Source organism: Aeromonas sp. FDAARGOS 1418 (assembly GCF_019048585.1).
In the GTDB taxonomy this organism is placed as follows: domain Bacteria; phylum Pseudomonadota; class Gammaproteobacteria; order Enterobacterales; family Aeromonadaceae; genus Aeromonas; species Aeromonas caviae.
The window spans coordinates 4,415,029-4,436,373 of the sequence record NZ_CP077387.1 but is presented as its reverse complement, the minus strand read 5'-3'; the positions used below and the strand labels follow the sequence as shown (position 1 = coordinate 4,436,373).

9 protein-coding genes are annotated in these 21,345 nt (G+C 62.3%); 7 read left to right on the top strand and 2 right to left on the bottom strand.

Annotated elements, in window-relative coordinates; all coding sequences use genetic code 11:
• The first annotated feature begins 44 nt into the window (after window positions 1-44).
• Window positions 45-12,014, top strand: a complete 11,970-nt coding sequence (locus I6L48_RS20700; protein WP_216987661.1) for a VCBS domain-containing protein — start codon at window positions 45-47, stop codon at window positions 12,012-12,014.
• Between the two features lie 202 nt (window positions 12,015-12,216).
• Here the strand turns inward: I6L48_RS20700 and mdtH are convergent, their stop codons facing one another.
• A complete protein-coding gene (gene mdtH / locus I6L48_RS20695; protein WP_029314794.1) occupies window positions 12,217-13,410 on the bottom strand; it encodes a multidrug efflux MFS transporter MdtH in 1,194 nt (397 codons plus the stop codon).
• Window positions 13,411-13,612: 202 nt separating this feature from the next.
• Between mdtH and I6L48_RS20690 the strand changes: the two genes are divergently transcribed.
• A complete protein-coding gene (locus I6L48_RS20690; protein WP_029314793.1) occupies window positions 13,613-14,512 on the top strand; it encodes a LysR family transcriptional regulator in 900 nt (299 codons plus the stop codon).
• A 57-nt stretch (window positions 14,513-14,569) separates the two neighbouring features.
• On the opposite strand, the gene I6L48_RS20685 is transcribed toward I6L48_RS20690, so the two are convergent.
• Entirely contained in the window at window positions 14,570-16,342 is a 1,773-nt protein-coding gene (locus I6L48_RS20685; protein ID WP_049636653.1) for a M4 family metallopeptidase, read from the bottom strand.
• A gap of 351 nt (window positions 16,343-16,693) precedes the next feature.
• Here I6L48_RS20685 and I6L48_RS20680 point away from each other — a divergent pair, with 351 nt between their 5' ends.
• The 5 genes from I6L48_RS20680 (at window position 16,694) to I6L48_RS20660 (ending at window position 21,319) form a co-directional block, all read left to right on the top strand.
• Window positions 16,694-17,248, top strand: coding sequence for a GNAT family N-acetyltransferase (locus I6L48_RS20680; RefSeq protein WP_043156321.1), 555 nt, complete (start codon window positions 16,694-16,696; stop codon window positions 17,246-17,248).
• 37 nt (window positions 17,249-17,285) lie between these two features.
• A complete protein-coding gene (locus I6L48_RS20675; protein ID WP_039040199.1) occupies window positions 17,286-17,840 on the top strand; it encodes a GNAT family N-acetyltransferase in 555 nt (184 codons plus the stop codon).
• Between the two features lie 174 nt (window positions 17,841-18,014).
• Window positions 18,015-19,121, top strand: coding sequence for a 1-acyl-sn-glycerol-3-phosphate acyltransferase (locus I6L48_RS20670; RefSeq protein WP_216987660.1), 1,107 nt, complete (start codon window positions 18,015-18,017; stop codon window positions 19,119-19,121).
• A 309-nt stretch (window positions 19,122-19,430) separates the two neighbouring features.
• Window positions 19,431-19,901, top strand: a complete 471-nt coding sequence (locus I6L48_RS20665; protein WP_043156325.1) for a YhcH/YjgK/YiaL family protein — start codon at window positions 19,431-19,433, stop codon at window positions 19,899-19,901.
• 218 nt (window positions 19,902-20,119) lie between these two features.
• Window positions 20,120-21,319, top strand: coding sequence for an acetate kinase (locus I6L48_RS20660; RefSeq protein ID WP_010675525.1), 1,200 nt, complete (start codon window positions 20,120-20,122; stop codon window positions 21,317-21,319).
• The last annotated feature ends 26 nt before the right edge of the window (window positions 21,320-21,345 follow it).

Sequence of the window (21,345 nt, the reverse complement as noted above, 5' to 3'; positions counted from 1 at the left end):
GCGACGCGGACCAGAACGACAAGCCGGCATTTGACACCACCAAGGTGGGCGCACCGCAGGGCGCGCTGGGCAGCCTGACCATCACCGAGACCGGTACCTGGAGCTACAGCGTCGACAACAGCAAGGTGCAGTACCTGGGCAAAGACGAGAGCAAGGTGGAAGTCTTTACCGTGTACGGCAAGGACGGCAGCAGCCACCAGGTGACGATCACCATCAACGGTGCCGACGACCAGTCGACCATTACCGTGACCGGCACGGACAAGGACGCAGGCGCGGTGACCGAGGACGTGGACACCAACCCGGCAGAGGCGGGGGTCCAGCTGACCGTGGGTGGTCATCTGACCATCAGCGACGCGGACCAGAACGACAAGCCGGCATTTGACACCACCAAGGTGGGCGCACCGCAGGGCGCGCTGGGCAGCCTGACCATCACCGAGACCGGTACCTGGAGCTACAGCGTCGACAACAGCAAGGTGCAGTACCTGGGCAAAGACGAGAGCAAGGTGGAAGTCTTTACCGTGTACGGCAAGGACGGCAGCAGCCACCAGGTGACGATCACCATCAACGGTGCCGACGACCAGTCGACCATTACCGTGACTGGCACGGACAAGGACGCAGGCGCGGTGACCGAGGACGTGGACACCAACCCGGCAGAGGCGGGGGTCCAGCTGACCGTGGGTGGTCATCTGACCATCAGCGACGCGGACCAGAACGACAAGCCGGCATTTGACACCACCAAGGTGGGCGCACCGCAGGGCGCGCTGGGCAGCCTGACCATCACCGAGACCGGTACCTGGAGCTACAGCGTCGACAACAGCAAGGTGCAGTACCTGGGCAAAGACGAGAGCAAGGTGGAAGTCTTTACCGTGTACGGCAAGGACGGCAGCAGCCACCAGGTGACGATCACCATCAACGGTGCCGACGACCAGTCGACCATTACCGTGACCGGCACGGACAAGGACGCTGGCGCGGTGACCGAGGACGTGGACACCAACCCGGCAGAGGCGGGGGTCCAGCTGACCGTGGGTGGTCATCTGACCATCAGCGACGCGGACCAGAACGACAAGCCGGCATTTGACACCACCAAGGTGGGCGCACCGCAGGGCGCGCTGGGCAGCCTGACCATCACCGAGACCGGTACCTGGAGCTACAGCGTCGACAACAGCAAGGTGCAGTACCTGGGCAAAGACGAGAGCAAGGTGGAAGTCTTTACCGTGTACGGCAAGGACGGCAGCAGCCACCAGGTGACGATCACCATCAACGGTGCCGACGACCAGTCGACCATTACCGTGACCGGCACGGACAAGGACGCAGGCGCGGTGACCGAGGACGTGGACACCAACCCGGCAGAGGCGGGGGTCCAGCTGACCGTGGGTGGTCATCTGACCATCAGCGACGCGGACCAGAACGACAAGCCGGCATTTGACACCACCAAGGTGGGCGCACCGCAGGGCGCGCTGGGCAGCCTGACCATCACCGAGACCGGTACCTGGGGCTACAGCGTCGACAACAGCAAGGTGCAGTACCTGGGCAAAGACGAGAGCAAGGTGGAAGTCTTTACCGTGTACGGCAAGGACGGCAGCAGCCACCAGGTGACGATCACCATCAACGGTGCCGACGACCAGTCGACCATTACCGTGACCGGCACGGACAAGGACGCAGGCGCGGTGACCGAGGACGTGGACACCAACCCGGCAGAGGCGGGGGTCCAGCTGACCGTGGGTGGTCATCTGACCATCAGCGACGCGGACCAGAACGACAAGCCGGCATTTGACACCACCAAGGTGGGCGCACCGCAGGGCGCGCTGGGCAGCCTGACCATCACCGAGACCGGTACCTGGAGCTACAGCGTCGACAACAGCAAGGTGCAGTACCTGGGCAAAGACGAGAGCAAGGTGGAAGTCTTTACCGTGTACGGCAAGGACGGCAGCAGCCACCAGGTGACGATCACCATCAACGGTGCCGACGACCAGTCGACCATTACCGTGACTGGCACGGACAAGGACGCTGGCGCGGTGACCGAGGACGTGGACACCAACCCGGCAGAGGCGGGGGTCCAGCTGACCGTGGGTGGTCATCTGACCATCAGCGACGCGGACCAGAACGACAAGCCGGCATTTGACACCACCAAGGTGGGCGCACCGCAGGGCGCGCTGGGCAGCCTGACCATCACCGAGACCGGTACCTGGAGCTACAGCGTCGACAACAGCAAGGTGCAGTACCTGGGCAAAGACGAGAGCAAGGTGGAAGTCTTTACCGTGTACGGCAAGGACGGCAGCAGCCACCAGGTGACGATCACCATCAACGGTGCCGACGACCAGTCGACCATTACCGTGACCGGCACGGACAAGGACGCAGGCGCGGTGACCGAGGACGTGGACACCAACCCGGCAGAGGCGGGGGTCCAGCTGACCGTGGGTGGTCATCTGACCATCAGCGACGCGGACCAGAACGACAAGCCGGCATTTGACACCACCAAGGTGGGCGCACCGCAGGGCGCGCTGGGCAGCCTGACCATCACCGAGACCGGTACCTGGAGCTACAGCGTCGACAACAGCAAGGTGCAGTACCTGGGCAAAGACGAGAGCAAGGTGGAAGTCTTTACCGTGTACGGCAAGGACGGCAGCAGCCACCAGGTGACGATCACCATCAACGGTGCCGACGACCAGTCGACCATTACCGTGACCGGCACGGACAAGGACGCAGGCGCGGTGACCGAGGACGTGGACACCAACCCGGCAGAGGCGGGGGTCCAGCTGACCGTGGGTGGTCATCTGACCATCAGCGACGCGGACCAGAACGACAAGCCGGCATTTGACACCACCAAGGTGGGCGCACCGCAGGGCGCGCTGGGCAGCCTGACCATCACCGAGACCGGTACCTGGAGCTACAGCGTCGACAACAGCAAGGTGCAGTACCTGGGCAAAGACGAGAGCAAGGTGGAAGTCTTTACCGTGTACGGCAAGGACGGCAGCAGCCACCAGGTGACGATCACCATCAACGGTGCCGACGACCAGTCGACCATTACCGTGACTGGCACGGACAAGGACGCTGGCGCGGTGACCGAGGACGTGGACACCAACCCGGCAGAGGCGGGGGTCCAGCTGACCGTGGGTGGTCATCTGACCATCAGCGACGCGGACCAGAACGACAAGCCGGCATTTGACACCACCAAGGTGGGCGCACCGCAGGGCGCGCTGGGCAGCCTGACCATCACCGAGACCGGTACCTGGAGCTACAGCGTCGACAACAGCAAGGTGCAGTACCTGGGCAAAGACGAGAGCAAGGTGGAAGTCTTTACCGTGTACGGCAAGGACGGCAGCAGCCACCAGGTGACGATCACCATCAACGGTGCCGACGACCAGTCGACCATTACCGTGACCGGCACGGACAAGGACGCAGGCGCGGTGACCGAGGACGTGGACACCAACCCGGCAGAGGCGGGGGTCCAGCTGACCGTGGGTGGTCATCTGACCATCAGCGACGCGGACCAGAACGACAAGCCGGCATTTGACACCACCAAGGTGGGCGCACCGCAGGGCGCGCTGGGCAGCCTGACCATCACCGAGACCGGTACCTGGAGCTACAGCGTCGACAACAGCAAGGTGCAGTACCTGGGCAAAGACGAGAGCAAGGTGGAAGTCTTTACCGTGTACGGCAAGGACGGCAGCAGCCACCAGGTGACGATCACCATCAACGGTGCCGACGACCAGTCGACCATTACCGTGACTGGCACGGACAAGGACGCTGGCGCGGTGACCGAGGACGTGGACACCAACCCGGCAGAGGCGGGGGTCCAGCTGACCGTGGGTGGTCATCTGACCATCAGCGACGCGGACCAGAACGACAAGCCGGCATTTGACACCACCAAGGTGGGCGCACCGCAGGGCGCGCTGGGCAGCCTGACCATCACCGAGACCGGTACCTGGAGCTACAGCGTCGACAACAGCAAGGTGCAGTACCTGGGCAAAGACGAGAGCAAGGTGGAAGTCTTTACCGTGTACGGCAAGGACGGCAGCAGCCACCAGGTGACGATCACCATCAACGGTGCCGACGACCAGTCGACCATTACCGTGACTGGCACGGACAAGGACGCTGGCGCGGTGACCGAGGACGTGGACACCAACCCGGCAGAGGCGGGGGTCCAGCTGACCGTGGGTGGTCATCTGACCATCAGCGACGCGGACCAGAACGACAAGCCGGCATTTGACACCACCAAGGTGGGCGCACCGCAGGGCGCGCTGGGCAGCCTGACCATCACCGAGACCGGTACCTGGAGCTACAGCGTCGACAACAGCAAGGTGCAGTACCTGGGCAAAGACGAGAGCAAGGTGGAAGTCTTTACCGTGTACGGCAAGGACGGCAGCAGCCACCAGGTGACGATCACCATCAACGGTGCCGACGACCAGTCGACCATTACCGTGACCGGCACGGACAAGGACGCTGGCGCGGTGACCGAGGACGTGGACACCAACCCGGCAGAGGCGGGGGTCCAGCTGACCGTGGGTGGTCATCTGACCATCAGCGACGCGGACCAGAACGACAAGCCGGCATTTGACACCACCAAGGTGGGCGCACCGCAGGGCGCGCTGGGCAGCCTGACCATCACCGAGACCGGTACCTGGAGCTACAGCGTCGACAACAGCAAGGTGCAGTACCTGGGCAAAGACGAGAGCAAGGTGGAAGTCTTTACCGTGTACGGCAAGGACGGCAGCAGCCACCAGGTGACGATCACCATCAACGGTGCCGACGACCAGTCGACCATTACCGTGACCGGCACGGACAAGGACGCAGGCGCGGTGACCGAGGACGTGGACACCAACCCGGCAGAGGCGGGGGTCCAGCTGACCGTGGGTGGTCATCTGACCATCAGCGACGCGGACCAGAACGACAAGCCGGCATTTGACACCACCAAGGTGGGCGCACCGCAGGGCGCGCTGGGCAGCCTGACCATCACCGAGACCGGTACCTGGGGCTACAGCGTCGACAACAGCAAGGTGCAGTACCTGGGCAAAGACGAGAGCAAGGTGGAAGTCTTTACCGTGTACGGCAAGGACGGCAGCAGCCACCAGGTGACGATCACCATCAACGGTGCCGACGACCAGTCGACCATTACCGTGACCGGCACGGACAAGGACGCTGGCGCGGTGACCGAGGACGTGGACACCAACCCGGCAGAGGCGGGGGTCCAGCTGACCGTGGGTGGTCATCTGACCATCAGCGACGCGGACCAGAACGACAAGCCGGCATTTGACACCACCAAGGTGGGCGCACCGCAGGGCGCGCTGGGCAGCCTGACCATCACCGAGACCGGTACCTGGAGCTACAGCGTCGACAACAGCAAGGTGCAGTACCTGGGCAAAGACGAGAGCAAGGTGGAAGTCTTTACCGTGTACGGCAAGGACGGCAGCAGCCACCAGGTGACGATCACCATCAACGGTGCCGACGACCAGTCGACCATTACCGTGACTGGCACGGACAAGGACGCTGGCGCGGTGACCGAGGACGTGGACACCAACCCGGCAGAGGCGGGGGTCCAGCTGACCGTGGGTGGTCATCTGACCATCAGCGACGCGGACCAGAACGACAAGCCGGCATTTGACACCACCAAGGTGGGCGCACCGCAGGGCGCGCTGGGCAGCCTGACCATCACCGAGACCGGTACCTGGAGCTACAGCGTCGACAACAGCAAGGTGCAGTACCTGGGCAAAGACGAGAGCAAGGTGGAAGTCTTTACCGTGTACGGCAAGGACGGCAGCAGCCACCAGGTGACGATCACCATCAACGGTGCCGACGACCAGTCGACCATTACCGTGACCGGCACGGACAAGGACGCTGGCGCGGTGACCGAGGACGTGGACACCAACCCGGCAGAGGCGGGGGTCCAGCTGACCGTGGGTGGTCATCTGACCATCAGCGACGCGGACCAGAACGACAAGCCGGCATTTGACACCACCAAGGTGGGCGCACCGCAGGGCGCGCTGGGCAGCCTGACCATCACCGAGACCGGTACCTGGAGCTACAGCGTCGACAACAGCAAGGTGCAGTACCTGGGCAAAGACGAGAGCAAGGTGGAAGTCTTTACCGTGTACGGCAAGGACGGCAGCAGCCACCAGGTGACGATCACCATCAACGGTGCCGACGACCAGTCGACCATTACCGTGACCGGCACGGACAAGGACGCAGGCGCGGTGACCGAGGACGTGGACACCAACCCGGCAGAGGCGGGGGTCCAGCTGACCGTGGGTGGTCATCTGACCATCAGCGACGCGGACCAGAACGACAAGCCGGCATTTGACACCACCAAGGTGGGCGCACCGCAGGGCGCGCTGGGCAGCCTGACCATCACCGAGACCGGTACCTGGAGCTACAGCGTCGACAACAGCAAGGTGCAGTACCTGGGCAAAGACGAGAGCAAGGTGGAAGTCTTTACCGTGTACGGCAAGGACGGCAGCAGCCACCAGGTGACGATCACCATCAACGGTGCCGACGACCAGTCGACCATTACCGTGACTGGCACGGACAAGGACGCAGGCGCGGTGACCGAGGACGTGGACACCAACCCGGCAGAGGCGGGGGTCCAGCTGACCGTGGGTGGTCATCTGACCATCAGCGACGCGGACCAGAACGACAAGCCGGCATTTGACACCACCAAGGTGGGCGCACCGCAGGGCGCGCTGGGCAGCCTGACCATCACCGAGACCGGTACCTGGGGCTACAGCGTCGACAACAGCAAGGTGCAGTACCTGGGCAAAGACGAGAGCAAGGTGGAAGTCTTTACCGTGTACGGCAAGGACGGCAGCAGCCACCAGGTGACGATCACCATCAACGGTGCCGACGACCAGTCGACCATTACCGTGACCGGCACGGACAAGGACGCTGGCGCGGTGACCGAGGATGTGGACACCAACCCGGCAGAGGCGGGGGTCCAGCTGACCGTGGGTGGTCATCTGACCATCAGCGACGCGGACCAGAACGACAAGCCGGCATTTGACACCACCAAGGTGGGCGCACCGCAGGGCGCGCTGGGCAGCCTGACCATCACCGAGACCGGTACCTGGAGCTACAGCGTCGACAACAGCAAGGTGCAGTACCTGGGCAAAGACGAGAGCAAGGTGGAAGTCTTTACCGTGTACGGCAAGGACGGCAGCAGCCACCAGGTGACGATCACCATCAACGGTGCCGACGATGCACCTATCTTGAGTATCGACAATGGGGCCGTCGTCTCCGAAGAGGGTCTGGCAAACGGTATTGCCGACACGGTCGGCAACCCGGATACCACCAACGCCATCAAGGCGTCCGGTACCCTCTCGGTGGGCGACATCGACAGCAGCACGCTCAGCATCTCCTTGAACGGACCGGCCGGGCTGACATCCGGTGGGGCCAAGGTCCAATGGAGCTGGGATGCGGGCAGCAAGACGCTGGTCGGCTACACGGGGGCGATTGGCGGCGCCGATTACAAGGCTGTGGTCGAGGTCAAGCTGACGGCACCCAATGCCAGCGGCAAGGGAGCGTGGACTTATGATGTGACCCTTAAGGAGCCACTCGACCACGGGGATACGACCTCGGAAGACAAGCTGTCGTTCCAGCTGGACGTGGAGGTCTCCGATGGCAGCGGCGTCACCAAGGGCAAGCTGGATGTCAGCGTGGAGGACGACTCCCCCATTGCTGGCAACAGCGATGCCGTTTCCGTGGTGAAGACCGATATTCCGAACGTGCTGACCGGGTTCTTCGATCTGACCAAGTACAGTGACAACCAGAGCACCCTGAACATGGCGGGTTTTACCATCAGCGCCTTGGGCTTCAAGTCGGCAACCGATTCCTCACTGGTAACGGCGGATGTCAACGGCTCCAGCTCGGGGCTGGGGGTGGCTAGCGGTGCTGCGCCTTACCACAACCTCGCCAATGAAATTGACTTCCGCCATTTTGCTGATGGCTCTTCCGTATCCGAGCGGCTTATCGTCACGCTGGATGCGGGCAAGGTTGCCTACGGCGCCAACATCAAGTTCAGCAAGATGTTTGGCGGCGAGCTGGAGAGCGGGGTCGTGGAGTTCTACCGAGACAACGTATTGATTTCCACACTTTCATTCAGATCGGATGCAGCGGGCGGAGAGTTCAACCAGAACTTCCAGGTGCAGCAGGGTGGCTTCGATACCATGGTGATCAAGGCGACCAATAACGGCAACATCAATACCAAAGACAACAGCGACTTTACCGTCAAGTCTATCGAGTTTCTGGGGGCTGATACGCCGCAGGCAATTGCCTATGGTTCGGGTACGGTTGCACCGCAATGGGGTGCTGATGGCAAGGGGCATATAGCGCTTTTGGGATCCAATGAAGTGGGTTTGATGACAGCTACTGGTAAAGAGATCTCAATTTCCAGCAAAGCAGGTCTACCCAATACCCTGTATGGCGAAGCCAGTGACGGCACTTTGGTGTTCAGGTTGGAGTTCACCCCAGCCACCGGCAAGTGGGAGTTCTTCCAGTACCAGCGCATGTCCAAACCCCTGGGTGATGGTGACATCGACTTCCAGATCCGGGTGGTGGATGGTGACGGTGACGCCAGCATTGGTTCCTTCGCCACCAAGCCTCTGTTCACGCCGCTGGTTCAGGGTGTCTCTAGCGAGAGCGTGACTGAAGGGGGCAACCTGTTGCACAAGGTCACCTTGTCCGATGCGACCCAGGAAGCGACCGAATACGATTTCGCCATTCGCGGATCGGGCAACAACCCCGCCTCCAACCAGGACTGGGGCAATGCCCAGTTCAGCAACGGCGTGACCTACAACAGCACCACCGGCAAGATCACGGTACCGGCGGGCGTGACAGACTTCACGGTGACCATCCCGACGGTGAACGATCGCCTGGTCGAGACGAACGAGACCCTCTCGGTGACCATTGGTGGTCAGAGCGGGACCGGTACCATAGTGGACAACGATCGGGCGCCGACGGCGGCTGGCGGCCACAGCGCCGGTGCCGAAGATCAGTCCCAGGTCCTGACCTGGGCCCAGTTTGGTGCCAGCGACGATCAGGACGCGACCGATCTCGGGGTGAAGATCAATACCCTGCCGCTGAACGGTACCCTCGAATACCTCAATGCAGCTGGGCAGTGGGCTGCGGTGCAAACCGGAGCCCTCATCTCTTATGCCGAGGTGAACGCAGGCCATCTGCGCTTCGTGCCCGGTCTGAACGAATCGAGCACCCATGCCGCCAACGGCAACGGCGCCGTGGTCGGCAACATGAAGGGCGACTATGCCAGCATCGGCTATCAGATAAGCGACGGTGCCAACCTCAGCAACGGCAGCAAGCTGGTGATCGACGTGGCGGCGGTGGCCGACAAGCCCACGGTCAACGTCACCCTGATGGGGAATGGCATGCCGTCTTACAGCCAGAGTTTCCCGAGCGCGGGGATCTCCACGGGCCAGTTCCAGTCCGGCAACTTCGACAAGGGGGCCCTCGGGATCACCAACACTCTGACCGATAGCACTTCTAGTAAGGAAACCGTGGTGGGTGGTGATGGCAACGACTACATCGTGAGCCAGAAGGGGGGCGGAGACCACTTCGTCGGTGGCAACGGCAATGACGTGCTGGTCGGTGGCAACTCAGTGTCGGGCGATACCCTCGACGGCGGCGTTGGAAACGACATTCTGGTCGCTGGGTTGGGTGGCGATACTCTCTATGGCGGTGCTGGTGATAAAGATATCGCTGTACTGTCCGGCAACCGTGCCGACTACGCCATCACGAAGGGCAGCGGATACTCGATCAATGATCGCTGGTTCAACTTCTCCGTCACGGAGAAGGGGGTCGGCATCACCAAGGCGCTGCACGACGTGGAGTATGTCCAGTTCGCCGACGGTGTCTACCAGATCAATCAGGATACGGGCGTGCTGACCCTGGTGCAGCCGGTGGTGGTCGACTACCCGCTGGAGGTGAGCGCCTCCCTGAGCGATCGGGATGGCAGCGAAGTGCTCGACAGCCTAGTACTAAGCGGGATGCCCAAAGGCTCCGAGCTCTACAAGGGCAGCCAGTTGCTGGGCACCGTCGGGGTTGATGGCAAGCTTACCCTCACCGTCAACAGCGGTCTGTGGAGTGCGAGCGCGCTGGATGTGAAGTTGAGCGGACTGACGCTGCGAGTGCCGGGCAGCAGCGCCGGTCTGGTGGATCTCAAGGTCGAGGCCATCGCCAAGGAGGTGGGTACCGATCAAACCAGTACCGCGACCGACAGTGACAGCATCCGTCTGAGCTACTTCCAGTCCACCGAAGGTGAACCTGGCGATCAGAACCGGACCTATGGCAGTGAACACAATATCGTGGTGGGGGATCTGGACGGTAGCGTGGTGCTGCCGGGCCAGAACTACAACCTTGCCTTTATGGTCGACACATCGAGCAGTATTGGTGACGATATGGCGACGATTAGAAATCAGCTGATTCAGGTGTTCGAAGATCTTCAGGCGAGCGCGGGCAAGGAGGCTGCGGGCAAGGTCAACGTCTTCCTGGTCGATTTTGATACCCAGGTCAAGCGTTCCGTCAGCGTGGATCTGAAAGATCCCAATGCTTCGGGGTTGTTGGAGGATGTTATTAGTCAGATGAATGGCTATGAGGGATATACCAACTATGAGGACCCGCTCAAGGCGACCTCGAACTGGTTCAACAGTGACATAGCCAAGAACAACACCAATGCGAAGAATCTGGCCTATTTCATCACCGATGGGGCACCCAACTCCTTCTTCTACAACGAAAATACCAATCCGGTGGTGAACACCAAGACTGTGCAAAGGCTGGATACCTTTGTCAACGTCAACAACTACGTACCGGGCAAGGCCTTCTACGCCAATATCGGGGGCGATCAGAGGGTGATAGTGGATGCCAACGGCGATGTCAGACAGTGGTCACAGAATGGAAAGAAATGGGAATATAGCATCATTGGAACCCTTAAACCCCAGGGAGACGGAAGCTTCGAAATCTCAGATGCTTACATTTCTGGGTATACCAATGACACAGCCAGAAACAACGCATTGAGCGTGCTGCCGCTGCTGGAGGCAAACAATGTAGTGCTGCAGGCCATCGGCATCGGTAGCAAGGTCTCCATCGATACCCTGAAGCAGTTCGATAGCGATCAGGTGGTGCAGTTCAACGTATCAGCCTCCGATCTGGCCAATGCCATTCTGGGAACCTCCATCAACAACAAGCCGGGCAGTGACCGGATCGATGGCGGTGCGGGCGACGACATCCTGTTTGGCGACGCGGTACGCTTCACCGGCATCAGCGGGGAAGGGTATGCGGCCATCAAGCAGTATGTGAGCGGCAAGCTGGGGGCCGGGTCGGTGACCGATGCCCAGGTGCATTCCTACATCACGGATCACGCCAGCGAGTTCGATCAGTCGTCGACCAATGACAAGGGTGACACCCTCCTCGGCGGTGATGGCAACGACATCCTGTTCGGCCAGGGGGGCGATGACTTCCTGTTCGGCGGAGCTGGCAACGACACCCTGTTCGGTGGTGCCGGCAACGACACCCTCTATGGCGAGAGCGGCAACGATCGCCTCTATGGTGGCAGCGGCAACGACACCCTATTTGGCGGTATCGGCGACGATACCCTGAGCGGTGGTCTGGGCAATGACATCCTGGTCGGCGGGCTTGGCAATGATATCCTCAAGGGGGATGCAGGTGCCGATACCTTCATCTGGCTGAAGGGGGATACCGAAGTCGGCAAGGTGGCCAAGGACTACATCGTCGATTTCAGCAAGTCGGAAGGGGACAAACTGGATCTGAGCGACTTGCTCGACAGCGATGGCAGCAAGAGCGAGAGCTCCCTGAAGAGCCTGCTCTCGGTGTTCCAGGACAGCGAAGGGGTGCATCTGCAGGTCAAGGAGAGCAGTGCCGCGCCGGTGACCCAGGAGATAGTGCTGATGAACCACACCTTCGACACCCTGACGGGGGGGTCGGGGACCACTGCCAACCAGGTGATCGATTACATGTTAAATCCGAACAATCACATGCTGGATATCGACAAGTAACCCAGCCAGATGGACACAAAGCGGCAGAGCAATCTGCCGCTTTTTTTATGTGCGCGATTCGGTCAGTGAAGTGAGGAAAATAGGGACGAGGGGCTAGCATGGGGAGGCTGGTCGTCGATCCTGTGTTGCCGGATAAAAGAAGGGCGCCGACTCGAATGAGGGGCGCCCGGGGGACTATGTCGACTGCATGTGTGCTCAGGGATCAGGCGTTGACCCCTGCCAGGCGAGAGCCGCGCTGGAAGCAGTTGGCCAGCAGCAGCAAGGTGGTGACACCGACGGTGCCGAGTACCAGCCAGGGCAACCAGGGTTGCCCCTGGGCCATGGCGTAGTCGTGCAGGGCGCCGCCCCCCACGTAACCCGTCATGCCCCCGAGCGCCAGCCCCAGTCGGCTGAAGCCCATGTAGCTGCCCCGCGCCCCCGGTTGTGCCAGCTTGGTCATCAGGGTTTCCCGCGCCGGCTCGGCGATGACGATGCCGAGATAGAAGCAGGCGAGCAGCAGGAAGACGGCGGGCAAGGTGGTGGCAAAGGCCACCAGCCCGATCCCCGTGGTCATCAGCAGCACCCCCGCCATCAGGCGGTTCTCCAGCTTGAAGTGGCGCTCGCCGAACCGGGCAAGGGGGTAGAGCAGGGCCAGGGAGATGGCCGTCTCCAGGGTATACATCCAGCCCACCGCCGTGGTGCTGCCCGCCATCTGTTTGACCAGAATGGGGAAGATCAGCATGACCTGCACCCAGAGCGCGTAGTAGCCGCTTAAGATCAGCACCAGTCGGCAGAAGGCCTTGTCCGCCAGCACCTGGCCGAGGCCGTCCCGGATCGGCGTCGGACGTACCGAAAGCTTGTAAGGGGGCAGGATCAGCAGGTTGCACAGGGCGGCGCAGACGAAGAGGCCGGCACCCAGCAGGCAGACGTATTCAAAATCGAAGTTGAGCAGCCAGCTGCCGAGCAGGGCTCCCACCACGGCGCCGGCGCTCTCCAGCATCATCAGCAGGGAGATGTAGCGACCCCGCTCCCGTGGCCGGGTGAACTTGATCACCAGGGCGGCGCGGGGGGGATCGAACAGGCAGCCACCCAGCCCCGAGATGATGCAGGAGAGGATCAGTTCCAATCCGCTCTGGGCATAGGCTAGGCTGGCAAACCCCAGCGCCCGCAGCAGCATGCCGCAGACGATGAGGGGGCGCGCCCCGAACTTGTCGGCGAGGGAGCCGCCAAAGACCCCCAGCCCTTGCTGGGTAAGCTGACGCAGCCCCAGTGCCAGTCCGACCACACCGGCGGCCCAGCCCAGTTGGTCGACGAAGCGCAGGCTGATCATGGGCATCACCACGAAGAAGCCCAGGATCACCAGCAGGGAATCCAATGCCAAGAACCACCGCCCCAACCGCCTCGCCCGATCCACCATGACCCTGATACCTCTGTTTGCTTCGCTGATATTGTTGTCTTTCTTGCCCGAACGGCGCCGTCACCAAACAGAGCCCAGGGGGATGACAACTCCCTGGCTCGGTGGCGTTCAGCCGGTTCATGACGATTGATGCTGCTATTCTGGTGGGGCTCCAGATATAGTGGTAGCCGACAACTGGCTATATTTCATATTGGATTTGGTTATGGCTATGACCCTCGACGATTTGCAACTGCTGCTGGATGTGGCCAACCGTGGCAGCTTCAGCAAGGTGGCCGCCATTCGCGGCTGGTCACAACCCATGGTGAGCCAGCGCATTGCCGTGCTGGAGCAGGAGCTGGGTCAGTCCCTGTTCCGTCGCCATCGTCGGGGGGCCACCCCGACCCCGGCCTGCGAGCAGTTTCTGCCTGCCGCGACCGCGGCTCTGAGCGCACTGGAAGGGGGGCGGCTGGCGATGCAGGGGGCGCCTGCATTGCCGCGGATCCGGCTCTCCTGCCTCCCCTCTCTGACCACGGCGGTGTTCGGCCCCCTGCTGCTGGCCCTGGTGGACGAGACCTTCGAGATTCGCTGCAACACGGATCACTCTGGCATCATCATGCAGGAGTTGCTGACCGGCGAGACCGACGTGGGCTTCATTCTCAAGTGCCCTGCCATCGCGGGCATCCAGCTCGAACTGCTTTACCGTTCCCCGATCATCGCCGTGGCCTGCGCCACCCACCCGCTGGCCGGGCGGCAGGGGCTGACCCTGCAGGACATTGCCAACGAGCGGCTGGCGCCCCAGCAGTGGGGGACGGGCTGCGACGAGCTGATCCTGCAGTTGCGTTTGCTGCGCCAGGTGGCGAGCCCGCTGCACGCCATCCAGCCAGCGAGTGCGGCGCGGGAGCTGGCGCTGGAGCACGGCTTCATCACCCTGATGCCGGCGCTCGCCATCACCCGGGATCTGGAGTTCGGTCGCCTGGTGAAGCTGGACGTGGTGGATCTGCCACCGGATCACTGGGACGTGATGATGGCCTGGCGCAGCGGCAAGCGCCCCAATCCCGCCAAGGAGCGGGTGCTGGAGGCGGCCCGTACCCTGGCCCGGCGCTGGTCGGGCAAGCGGACATAAAAAAGCGCCGGACCAGGCCGGCGCTCTTCGCTTATTCCCCTTGATGCCCGCTCATACTCAGTAGCTGGCCTTGAGGGTGACGCCGGAGAAGGCGCTGAACCCGCTCAGCTGCACGTGCCAGGTCCCCGCCTTGGGGGCGTTCAGGGTACAGGTTTCGGCATTGCCGCTCTTGTAGGGGCGGCAGTCATAGCTGCTGGCGGTCGGCGCGCTGCCGAACTTCACGTAGAGATCCGCATCCCCGCTGCCGCCGCTGCTGGTCACCACCAGCTGGCTTCTGCCGGCGGGCACCTCGACGGTGAAGTTCAGCTTGCCCCCCTTGGCGGCGGTGAGATTGCTCACCGGTACCCCGTTTTGCAGCACGCTGCCCGGTTGGGGCGTGGTGCCGCCGCAGGTGGCATTGACCCCGACGGCGGTGAAGGCGGCTGCCACGTCGCTCACGCTGTAGCCGAGATCCGTGGCGGCCCTGGTCACCCCGCACGCCCCCTGATCGAAGGTGGTGTTGGGGCCCCAGTAGAGGCGGTTGGCCAGCACGAACACCTCGAACGCCTTGCGAGTTTGCCAGCCGCTGGTGTTGGCCAGCAGGTAGAAGGCGCGGTTGTAGACCCCGGAGCTGTGGTGCACGTCGATGCCGTCATAGTAATCGCTGGCGTGGCCGATGGACTTGCCGTCCCGGGCCGGGTCCTCGAAGTAGCGCAAGGAGCCGTTGCCCTTGAAGATCTGGGCCCCTACCAGCCAGTCGTTGCTGCCCTTCATGTAGTATTCGGCCGCTTCCCCCGCCATGTCGGAGAAGGCCTCGTTGATGCCGCCGGACTGACCGGAGTAGACCAGCCCTGAGTTCTGCTCGGTGAAGCCATGGCTCACCTCGTGGGCCGCCACATCCAGGCTCACCAGTGGATAGAAGGTGGTGGCCCCGTCGCCGAAGGTCATCTGGCTGCCGTCCCAGAATGCGTTCTCGTAGTTGCGGCTGTAGTGCACCCGCATCTTGAGCTTGAAGCTCAGCGGCGCCGTGTTGTACCAGTTGCGGTACATGTCGAACACCACGTTGCCGAAGTAGTGGGCATCGTTGAGAGGGGAGTAGGCACCGTTGATCTCCTTGACCGTGTTCTCCGGGCAGGTGAACTGGTGGATGGTGCCCCCCGTGGTGCCGTGATTCATGTTGAGGGTGTCCACGTTGGTCCCCGTCATGCGGCAGTTGTCATCTACCTGCAGGGGGCCAAAGTCGGCGCCGTAGAAATACTTGCCGGTCTTGACGTTGCCCCCCGGGCCGGTGGCGTCCTTGTGGTTGATCCCCTCCCAGCGTTTGAGCTCGCTGCCGGTCTGGGCGTCGATCATCACGAAGGGGCGGCTCGGTTCCTTGCTGGCGGCGAGCCAGGAGACCAGATAGACCAGTCTGGCCTGGCCGGTCTCATCCTGCATCACGAACAGCTTAACCTGTTCGTTGCTCCCCTTGGCACCGCTGCGAGCCTGGCGTGCGGCGTCGCTGGCGGAGAGGGCAACGGCCGGGCCCGTCAGGTCGGCATCGATCTTGCGCAGCATGGTGCCGGACACCTGATTGACCTGGCCCCCCAGCGCCTGATCGGCCACCAGAACCTGGCCCCACACCGGAATCCCCTGCCAGGTCTGCTCATAGCGTATCCGCTGCTGGCCATTGGGCAGCGTCACCGCCCGCACCTTGCGAAACTCGCCATCCCCGGCGCCAAGGGCGCCAATCTTGGCGGCGCCACTCACCGCACCGGCCAGGTCGGAGACCTGGTTCACTTCCACCTGTTCTGCCGCCATGGCGGCGCTTCCCCAGCAGGCCAGCATGACGGCCAAATAGACTTTGTTCATCTCGTCTTTCCTTAGTCGATGAAGATTACACACCGGGTCCGTTGCCCGGCGCTCTTACACTAGTGGGAAGGGGGAAAATAACGGCCTGTCATTTGTCACAGGGCAGCGAAAACAGGTAGCACGATTCACTTTTACAGCGCCAATCATCCACAAATACTGATAATGGCAGCATGTTGAACCGCTGTGAGGGGTGATTGATGACCTTGGGATCAAGGTGCCCGCATGGGGATCGCCATATGGGGGTTGCCAGCGGGGAAGTCGGTTGAAAAGTCCTTGGCAAACAAGGGATTGATTGACTACATTGGCTCCCATGCCGGCAGATGGCCGGAGTGGAACCGGGGAGGAGTGGCGATGTTTTCATGGCAACTGGATGACGAGCTGGCGCTCCTGTTCCTGCAACCCGACATGGCCAGCGAGCTGTTTCGCCTCTGCCAGCGCAACCGCGACTACCTCTCCCAGTGGCTGCCCTGGGTGCCCCACATCCAGCAGCCCGCCGACAGCGCCACCTTCATTCGCCACGCCATCGAGAAGTTTGCCCGGGGGGAGGGGCTGACCACGGCCATCGAGTATCAGGGGGAGGTAGTCGGCGTCATCGGTTACAACCAGATCGATCACGAGCTCGGCAAGGTGACCATCGGCTACTGGCTGGCGGAGCGCTGGCAGGGGCACGGCATCATCACCCGGGCCTGCCAGGCCCTGATCCATCACGCCTTCGAGGAGATGGGGATGGAGAAGGTGGAGATCAGCGCCGCCCTCGAGAACGAGGCGAGCCGGGCCGTGTGCGAGCGGCTGGGAATGACCCAGGAGGGGATCACCCGGCGGGCGGAGCGGCTGGCGGACAGGGTGGTGGATCATGTGCACTACGGCCTGCTGCGGGACGAGTGGCTGAGGCTGAGGGATCTCTGATGACCCTTTTGTCTGCTTCCAACCTCCAGAGGGTGAGATGACGACGCTGCCCCACATTGCCACCCCTCGCACCCGGTTGACCGTGCTGACCCCGGAGCGGGCCTGCCTGATGGTGGATTTCTATCTGCGCAATCGCGCCCACCTGGCCCCCTGGGAGCCCAGGCGGGAGGAGAGCTTCTACACCCTGGCTCACTGGCAGACCCGCTTGCGCGACGGTTACGGCCACTATTTCGAGGGCAGTGCCGTGCAACTGGTGGCGCTCGATCCCAGGGGGGAGCGGGTGCTCGCCACCTGCAATTTCACGAACATTGTGATGGGCATGTTCAAGGCGTGCCACCTGGGCTATGCCATCGACAAGGAGCACGAGGGGCAGGGCCTGATGCAGGAGGTGGTGGCCGCTGGCATCGATCACCTGTTCCGGGAGCGGGGCCTGCATCGCATCATGGCCAGCTACATGCCCGCGAACCTGCGAAGCGGCGCGCTCCTCGAACGGCTGGGGTTCGAGCAGGAGGGATACGCTCGGGACTATCTGATGATCAACGGCCGCTGGGAGGACCACGTCCTCACCGCGCTCATCAATCCCGCTGGCTAGCGCAGCCGTTGTCGAAAGGGGGGCTGGCGGGTGACCGCCATCGCTTTTTCACTGCAAGATCGCACTATCTGTACGCCTCTCATACCCCTGGGGATAAAAGCGTGTAAAATTGCGCCCTGAATTTTCCCGGCCGGCAGACGCAGGCCGCGACTCCATACATGCAAGGCAGACATTGTGACAGAAGTAGATAGATTCGCGGACATTCGCCCCTATCGCGATGAAGAAGTACCGGCTGCCATCGAGCGGCTGATCCAGGATGACGAGTTTATCGGCGCCATCGCCAAATACCGCTTCGGTTCCCTGATGAGCTGGCTGGGTTGGGCCATTCGCCCGCTGATCCGCCAGTTCCTGCGCCACAAGTGGGCCAAGGTCAGCACCATCCATCAGGTACAGATGGGGGTGACCCGCTACATGACCCGGATGATCGCCACCTCCACCCAGGGAGTGAGCTTCTCCGGGCTCGAACACCTCAAGAAGGAGCAGGGCTACCTGTTCGTCTCCAACCACAGGGACATCGCCATGGATCCGGCGTTCGTCAACTGGGGGCTGCACACCCACGGGTTCGATACCGTGCGCATCGCCATCGGCGACAACCTGCTGCGCAAGCCCTGCGCCACCGAGCTGATGAAGCTCAACAAGAGCTTCATCGTCAAGCGCTCTGCCAAGGGACCGCGGGAGATGATGAAGGCCCTCGGCGAGCTGTCGGCCTACATCGGCCAGTCGGTGCACGAGGGGCACTCCATCTGGATCGCCCAGAAGGAGGGGCGCGCCAAGGACGGGGACGACAAGACGGATCCTGCCATCCTCAAGATGTTCTACGTGGACGGCAAGAAGCAGAAGATCGAGTTCGTCGACTACATGCGCAGCCTCAACATCGTGCCGGTGAGCATCAGCTACGAGCTGGATCCCACCGACAAGGCCAAGGCGCGCGAGCTCTACGAGAAGTCGGTCAACGGCAGCTATGAGAAGGGCGAGTTCGAAGACATCGAGAGTATCGTCGCGGGCATCGTCGGCCAGAAGGGGCGGGTACATGTCTCCTTCGGCGCCCCCATCACCGAGGGCTTCAGCGATCCGGACGAGCTGGCGGCGCTCATCGACAAGGCGATCTGGAGCAGCTATCGCCTCTTCCCGGGCAACTACCTCGCGGCGGATGTGCCCGGCAAGGCCAGCACCATAGAGCAGAGTGCCTTCCTGACTCGCCAGTCTGAGGTGCCACAACAGCACAAGGCCATCTGGCGCGCCATGTACGCCAAGCCGGTGGAAAACGCCGGCAAGGTTTGAATGGCACCGCTTTGAGCGGGTGATGGAAAAAAAACGGGAGCAGATGCTCCCGTTTTTGCGTCTGGTCAAAGTCGGGGGAGATTGGGTAGTGAATAATATTGTTTCAACTGGTACGATCATCGGGTGAATGGGCGAGTATCTCTTGGCAGGGGCAGACGAGTATGCAACAGTGACTCGGCGCCATCGGCTTGGAAGCGACAGCGCCCCCGTCTGCACGGATGGCAGACGAGACGATAAAAGGACCTTCAATGGTCCTTTTTCATTGGTGCACAAAGATAGACCACAGATATATCTAAGGATGCGAACCTCATGATCACCGGCAGTCTGGATACCTTGCAACGCACCCCCTTGCCCGCCCCCCTGAACCGTATCGTGGCCGAGGTGGTGCAAAGCGTCGAACGCTGGCTGCACGCCCCCCTCGGCAAGCAGGAGGTCGACGGCCTCATGCTGTTCTGCCTGGTGAGCGAGGATCTGACAGAGCCGGTGGCGGATCGCCGGGGCGAGTTTCATGAGCAGTATCTGGACATCCAGCTGCTGCTGCGCGGCGAGGAGTGGATCGGCGTGGGCCCTCACGCCTACAGCCGGGACGGTGCCGATCATCCTCACCCCGATCTCTGGTTCGTCGATGACGAGCAGACCAGTTATCTGGCGTTGCAGCCCGGCGACTTCGCCATCTTCTGGCCGGGAGAACTGCATCGCCCCCTCTGCACCCTGACGACCCCAGGTCCGGTCAAGAAGCTGGTCGTCAAGGTTCACCAGTCGCTGCTGACCGGCGCCTGAGTGGCATTCGGGGCCTGGAGTCCCGAGTGATTGGGCCAACAGAGGCCCGTTGCGAATCGCTGATTCGACGCGCGCGCCAGACGAACGGTCTGCGCCCAACGATTTGAAAAATTGGACGCACCCTCCTGCGACCATAAGCCCCCGGCAGGGGAATCCCATCCATCGCTGGATGACACGACACTGTCGGCGTAAAGCCGAAGCACAGGAAGATGTAGAACATGAGCAAGTTGGTATTGATCCTTAACTGCGGTAGCTCTTCCCTGAAATTTGCCGTAATGGACGCTGAAACGGGCGAGGACATGCTGTCCGGCCTGGCCGAATGCTTCAATCTGGATGACGCACGTATCAAATGGAAACTCCACGGGGTCAAGGGCGACGCCATGCTGGGCGCCGGTGCCGCGCACCAGGAAGCCCTCGACCACATCGTGGGCCACATCCTGCCCCAGGATCCCGCCCTGGCCGATCAGCTGGTCGCCATCGGCCATCGCATCGTGCACGGCGGCGAGCAGTTCTCCCGTTCCGTTCGCATCGATGACGGCGTGATTGCCGGCATCGAGGCCGCCATTCCGTTTGCCCCCCTGCACAACCCGGCGCACCTCATCGGCATCCGTGCCGCCCTCAAGGTGTTCCCGGCCCTGGCCGACAAGAACGTGGCCGTGTTCGACACCGCCTTCCACCAGACCCTGCCAGAGGAAGCCTACCTCTACGCGCTGCCCTACAAGCTCTATCGCGAGAACGGCATCCGTCGTTACGGCGCCCACGGCACCTCCCACCGCTTCATCGCCGAAGAGACCGCCAAGGCGCTGGGCAAACCGCTCCATGAGCTCAACATCATCAACTGCCACCTGGGCAACGGTGCCTCCGTCTGCGCCATCAAGAACGGCGAGTCCGTCGACACCTCCATGGGGCTGACCCCGCTGGAAGGGCTGGCGATGGGCACCCGCTCCGGTGACATCGACCCTGCCATCGTCTTCTTCATGCACGACAACCTGGGTTACAGCGTGGACAAGATCAACCAGGTGCTGACCCGCGAATCCGGCCTGCTGGGCATGACCGAGGAGAGCAGCGACTGCCGCTACGTCACCGGCAACTACGCCACCGACGCAGGTGCCAAGCGCGCGCTGGATGTCTTCACCTATCGCGTTGCCAAGTACGTCGGTGCCTATGCTGCCGCCATGGATGGTCGCCTGGACGCCCTGGTGTTCACCGGCGGCATCGGCGAGAACGCCGCCATGGTGCGCGAGATGGTGCTGGCCCGACTGGCCCTGCTCGGCTTCAAGATCGACAAGGAGGCGAACAACGCCGCCGTACTGGGCGGTGAAGGCCCCATCACCGTCGAAGGCAGTCGTCTGGCCCTGGTGATGCCCACCAACGAAGAGCTGGTGATCGCCCGTGATGCCCTGAGCCTGGTCGGCTAAGGCACCCTCTGGTGACGACAACGCCC

Bases quoted from the DNA above. Each gene is read 5' to 3' on its own strand.
- mdtH (WP_029314794.1), bottom strand. From the start codon at position 13,410: ATGGTGGATCGGGCGAGGCGGTTGGGGCGGTGGTTCTTGGCATTGGAT.
- I6L48_RS20690 (WP_029314793.1), top strand. From the start codon at position 13,613: ATGGCTATGACCCTCGACGATTTGCAACTGCTGCTGGATGTGGCCAAC.
- I6L48_RS20685 (WP_049636653.1), bottom strand. From the start codon at position 16,342: ATGAACAAAGTCTATTTGGCCGTCATGCTGGCCTGCTGGGGAAGCGCC.
- I6L48_RS20680 (WP_043156321.1), top strand. From the start codon at position 16,694: ATGTTTTCATGGCAACTGGATGACGAGCTGGCGCTCCTGTTCCTGCAA.
- I6L48_RS20675 (WP_039040199.1), top strand. From the start codon at position 17,286: ATGACGACGCTGCCCCACATTGCCACCCCTCGCACCCGGTTGACCGTG.
- I6L48_RS20665 (WP_043156325.1), top strand. From the start codon at position 19,431: ATGATCACCGGCAGTCTGGATACCTTGCAACGCACCCCCTTGCCCGCC.
- I6L48_RS20660 (WP_010675525.1), top strand. From the start codon at position 20,120: ATGAGCAAGTTGGTATTGATCCTTAACTGCGGTAGCTCTTCCCTGAAA.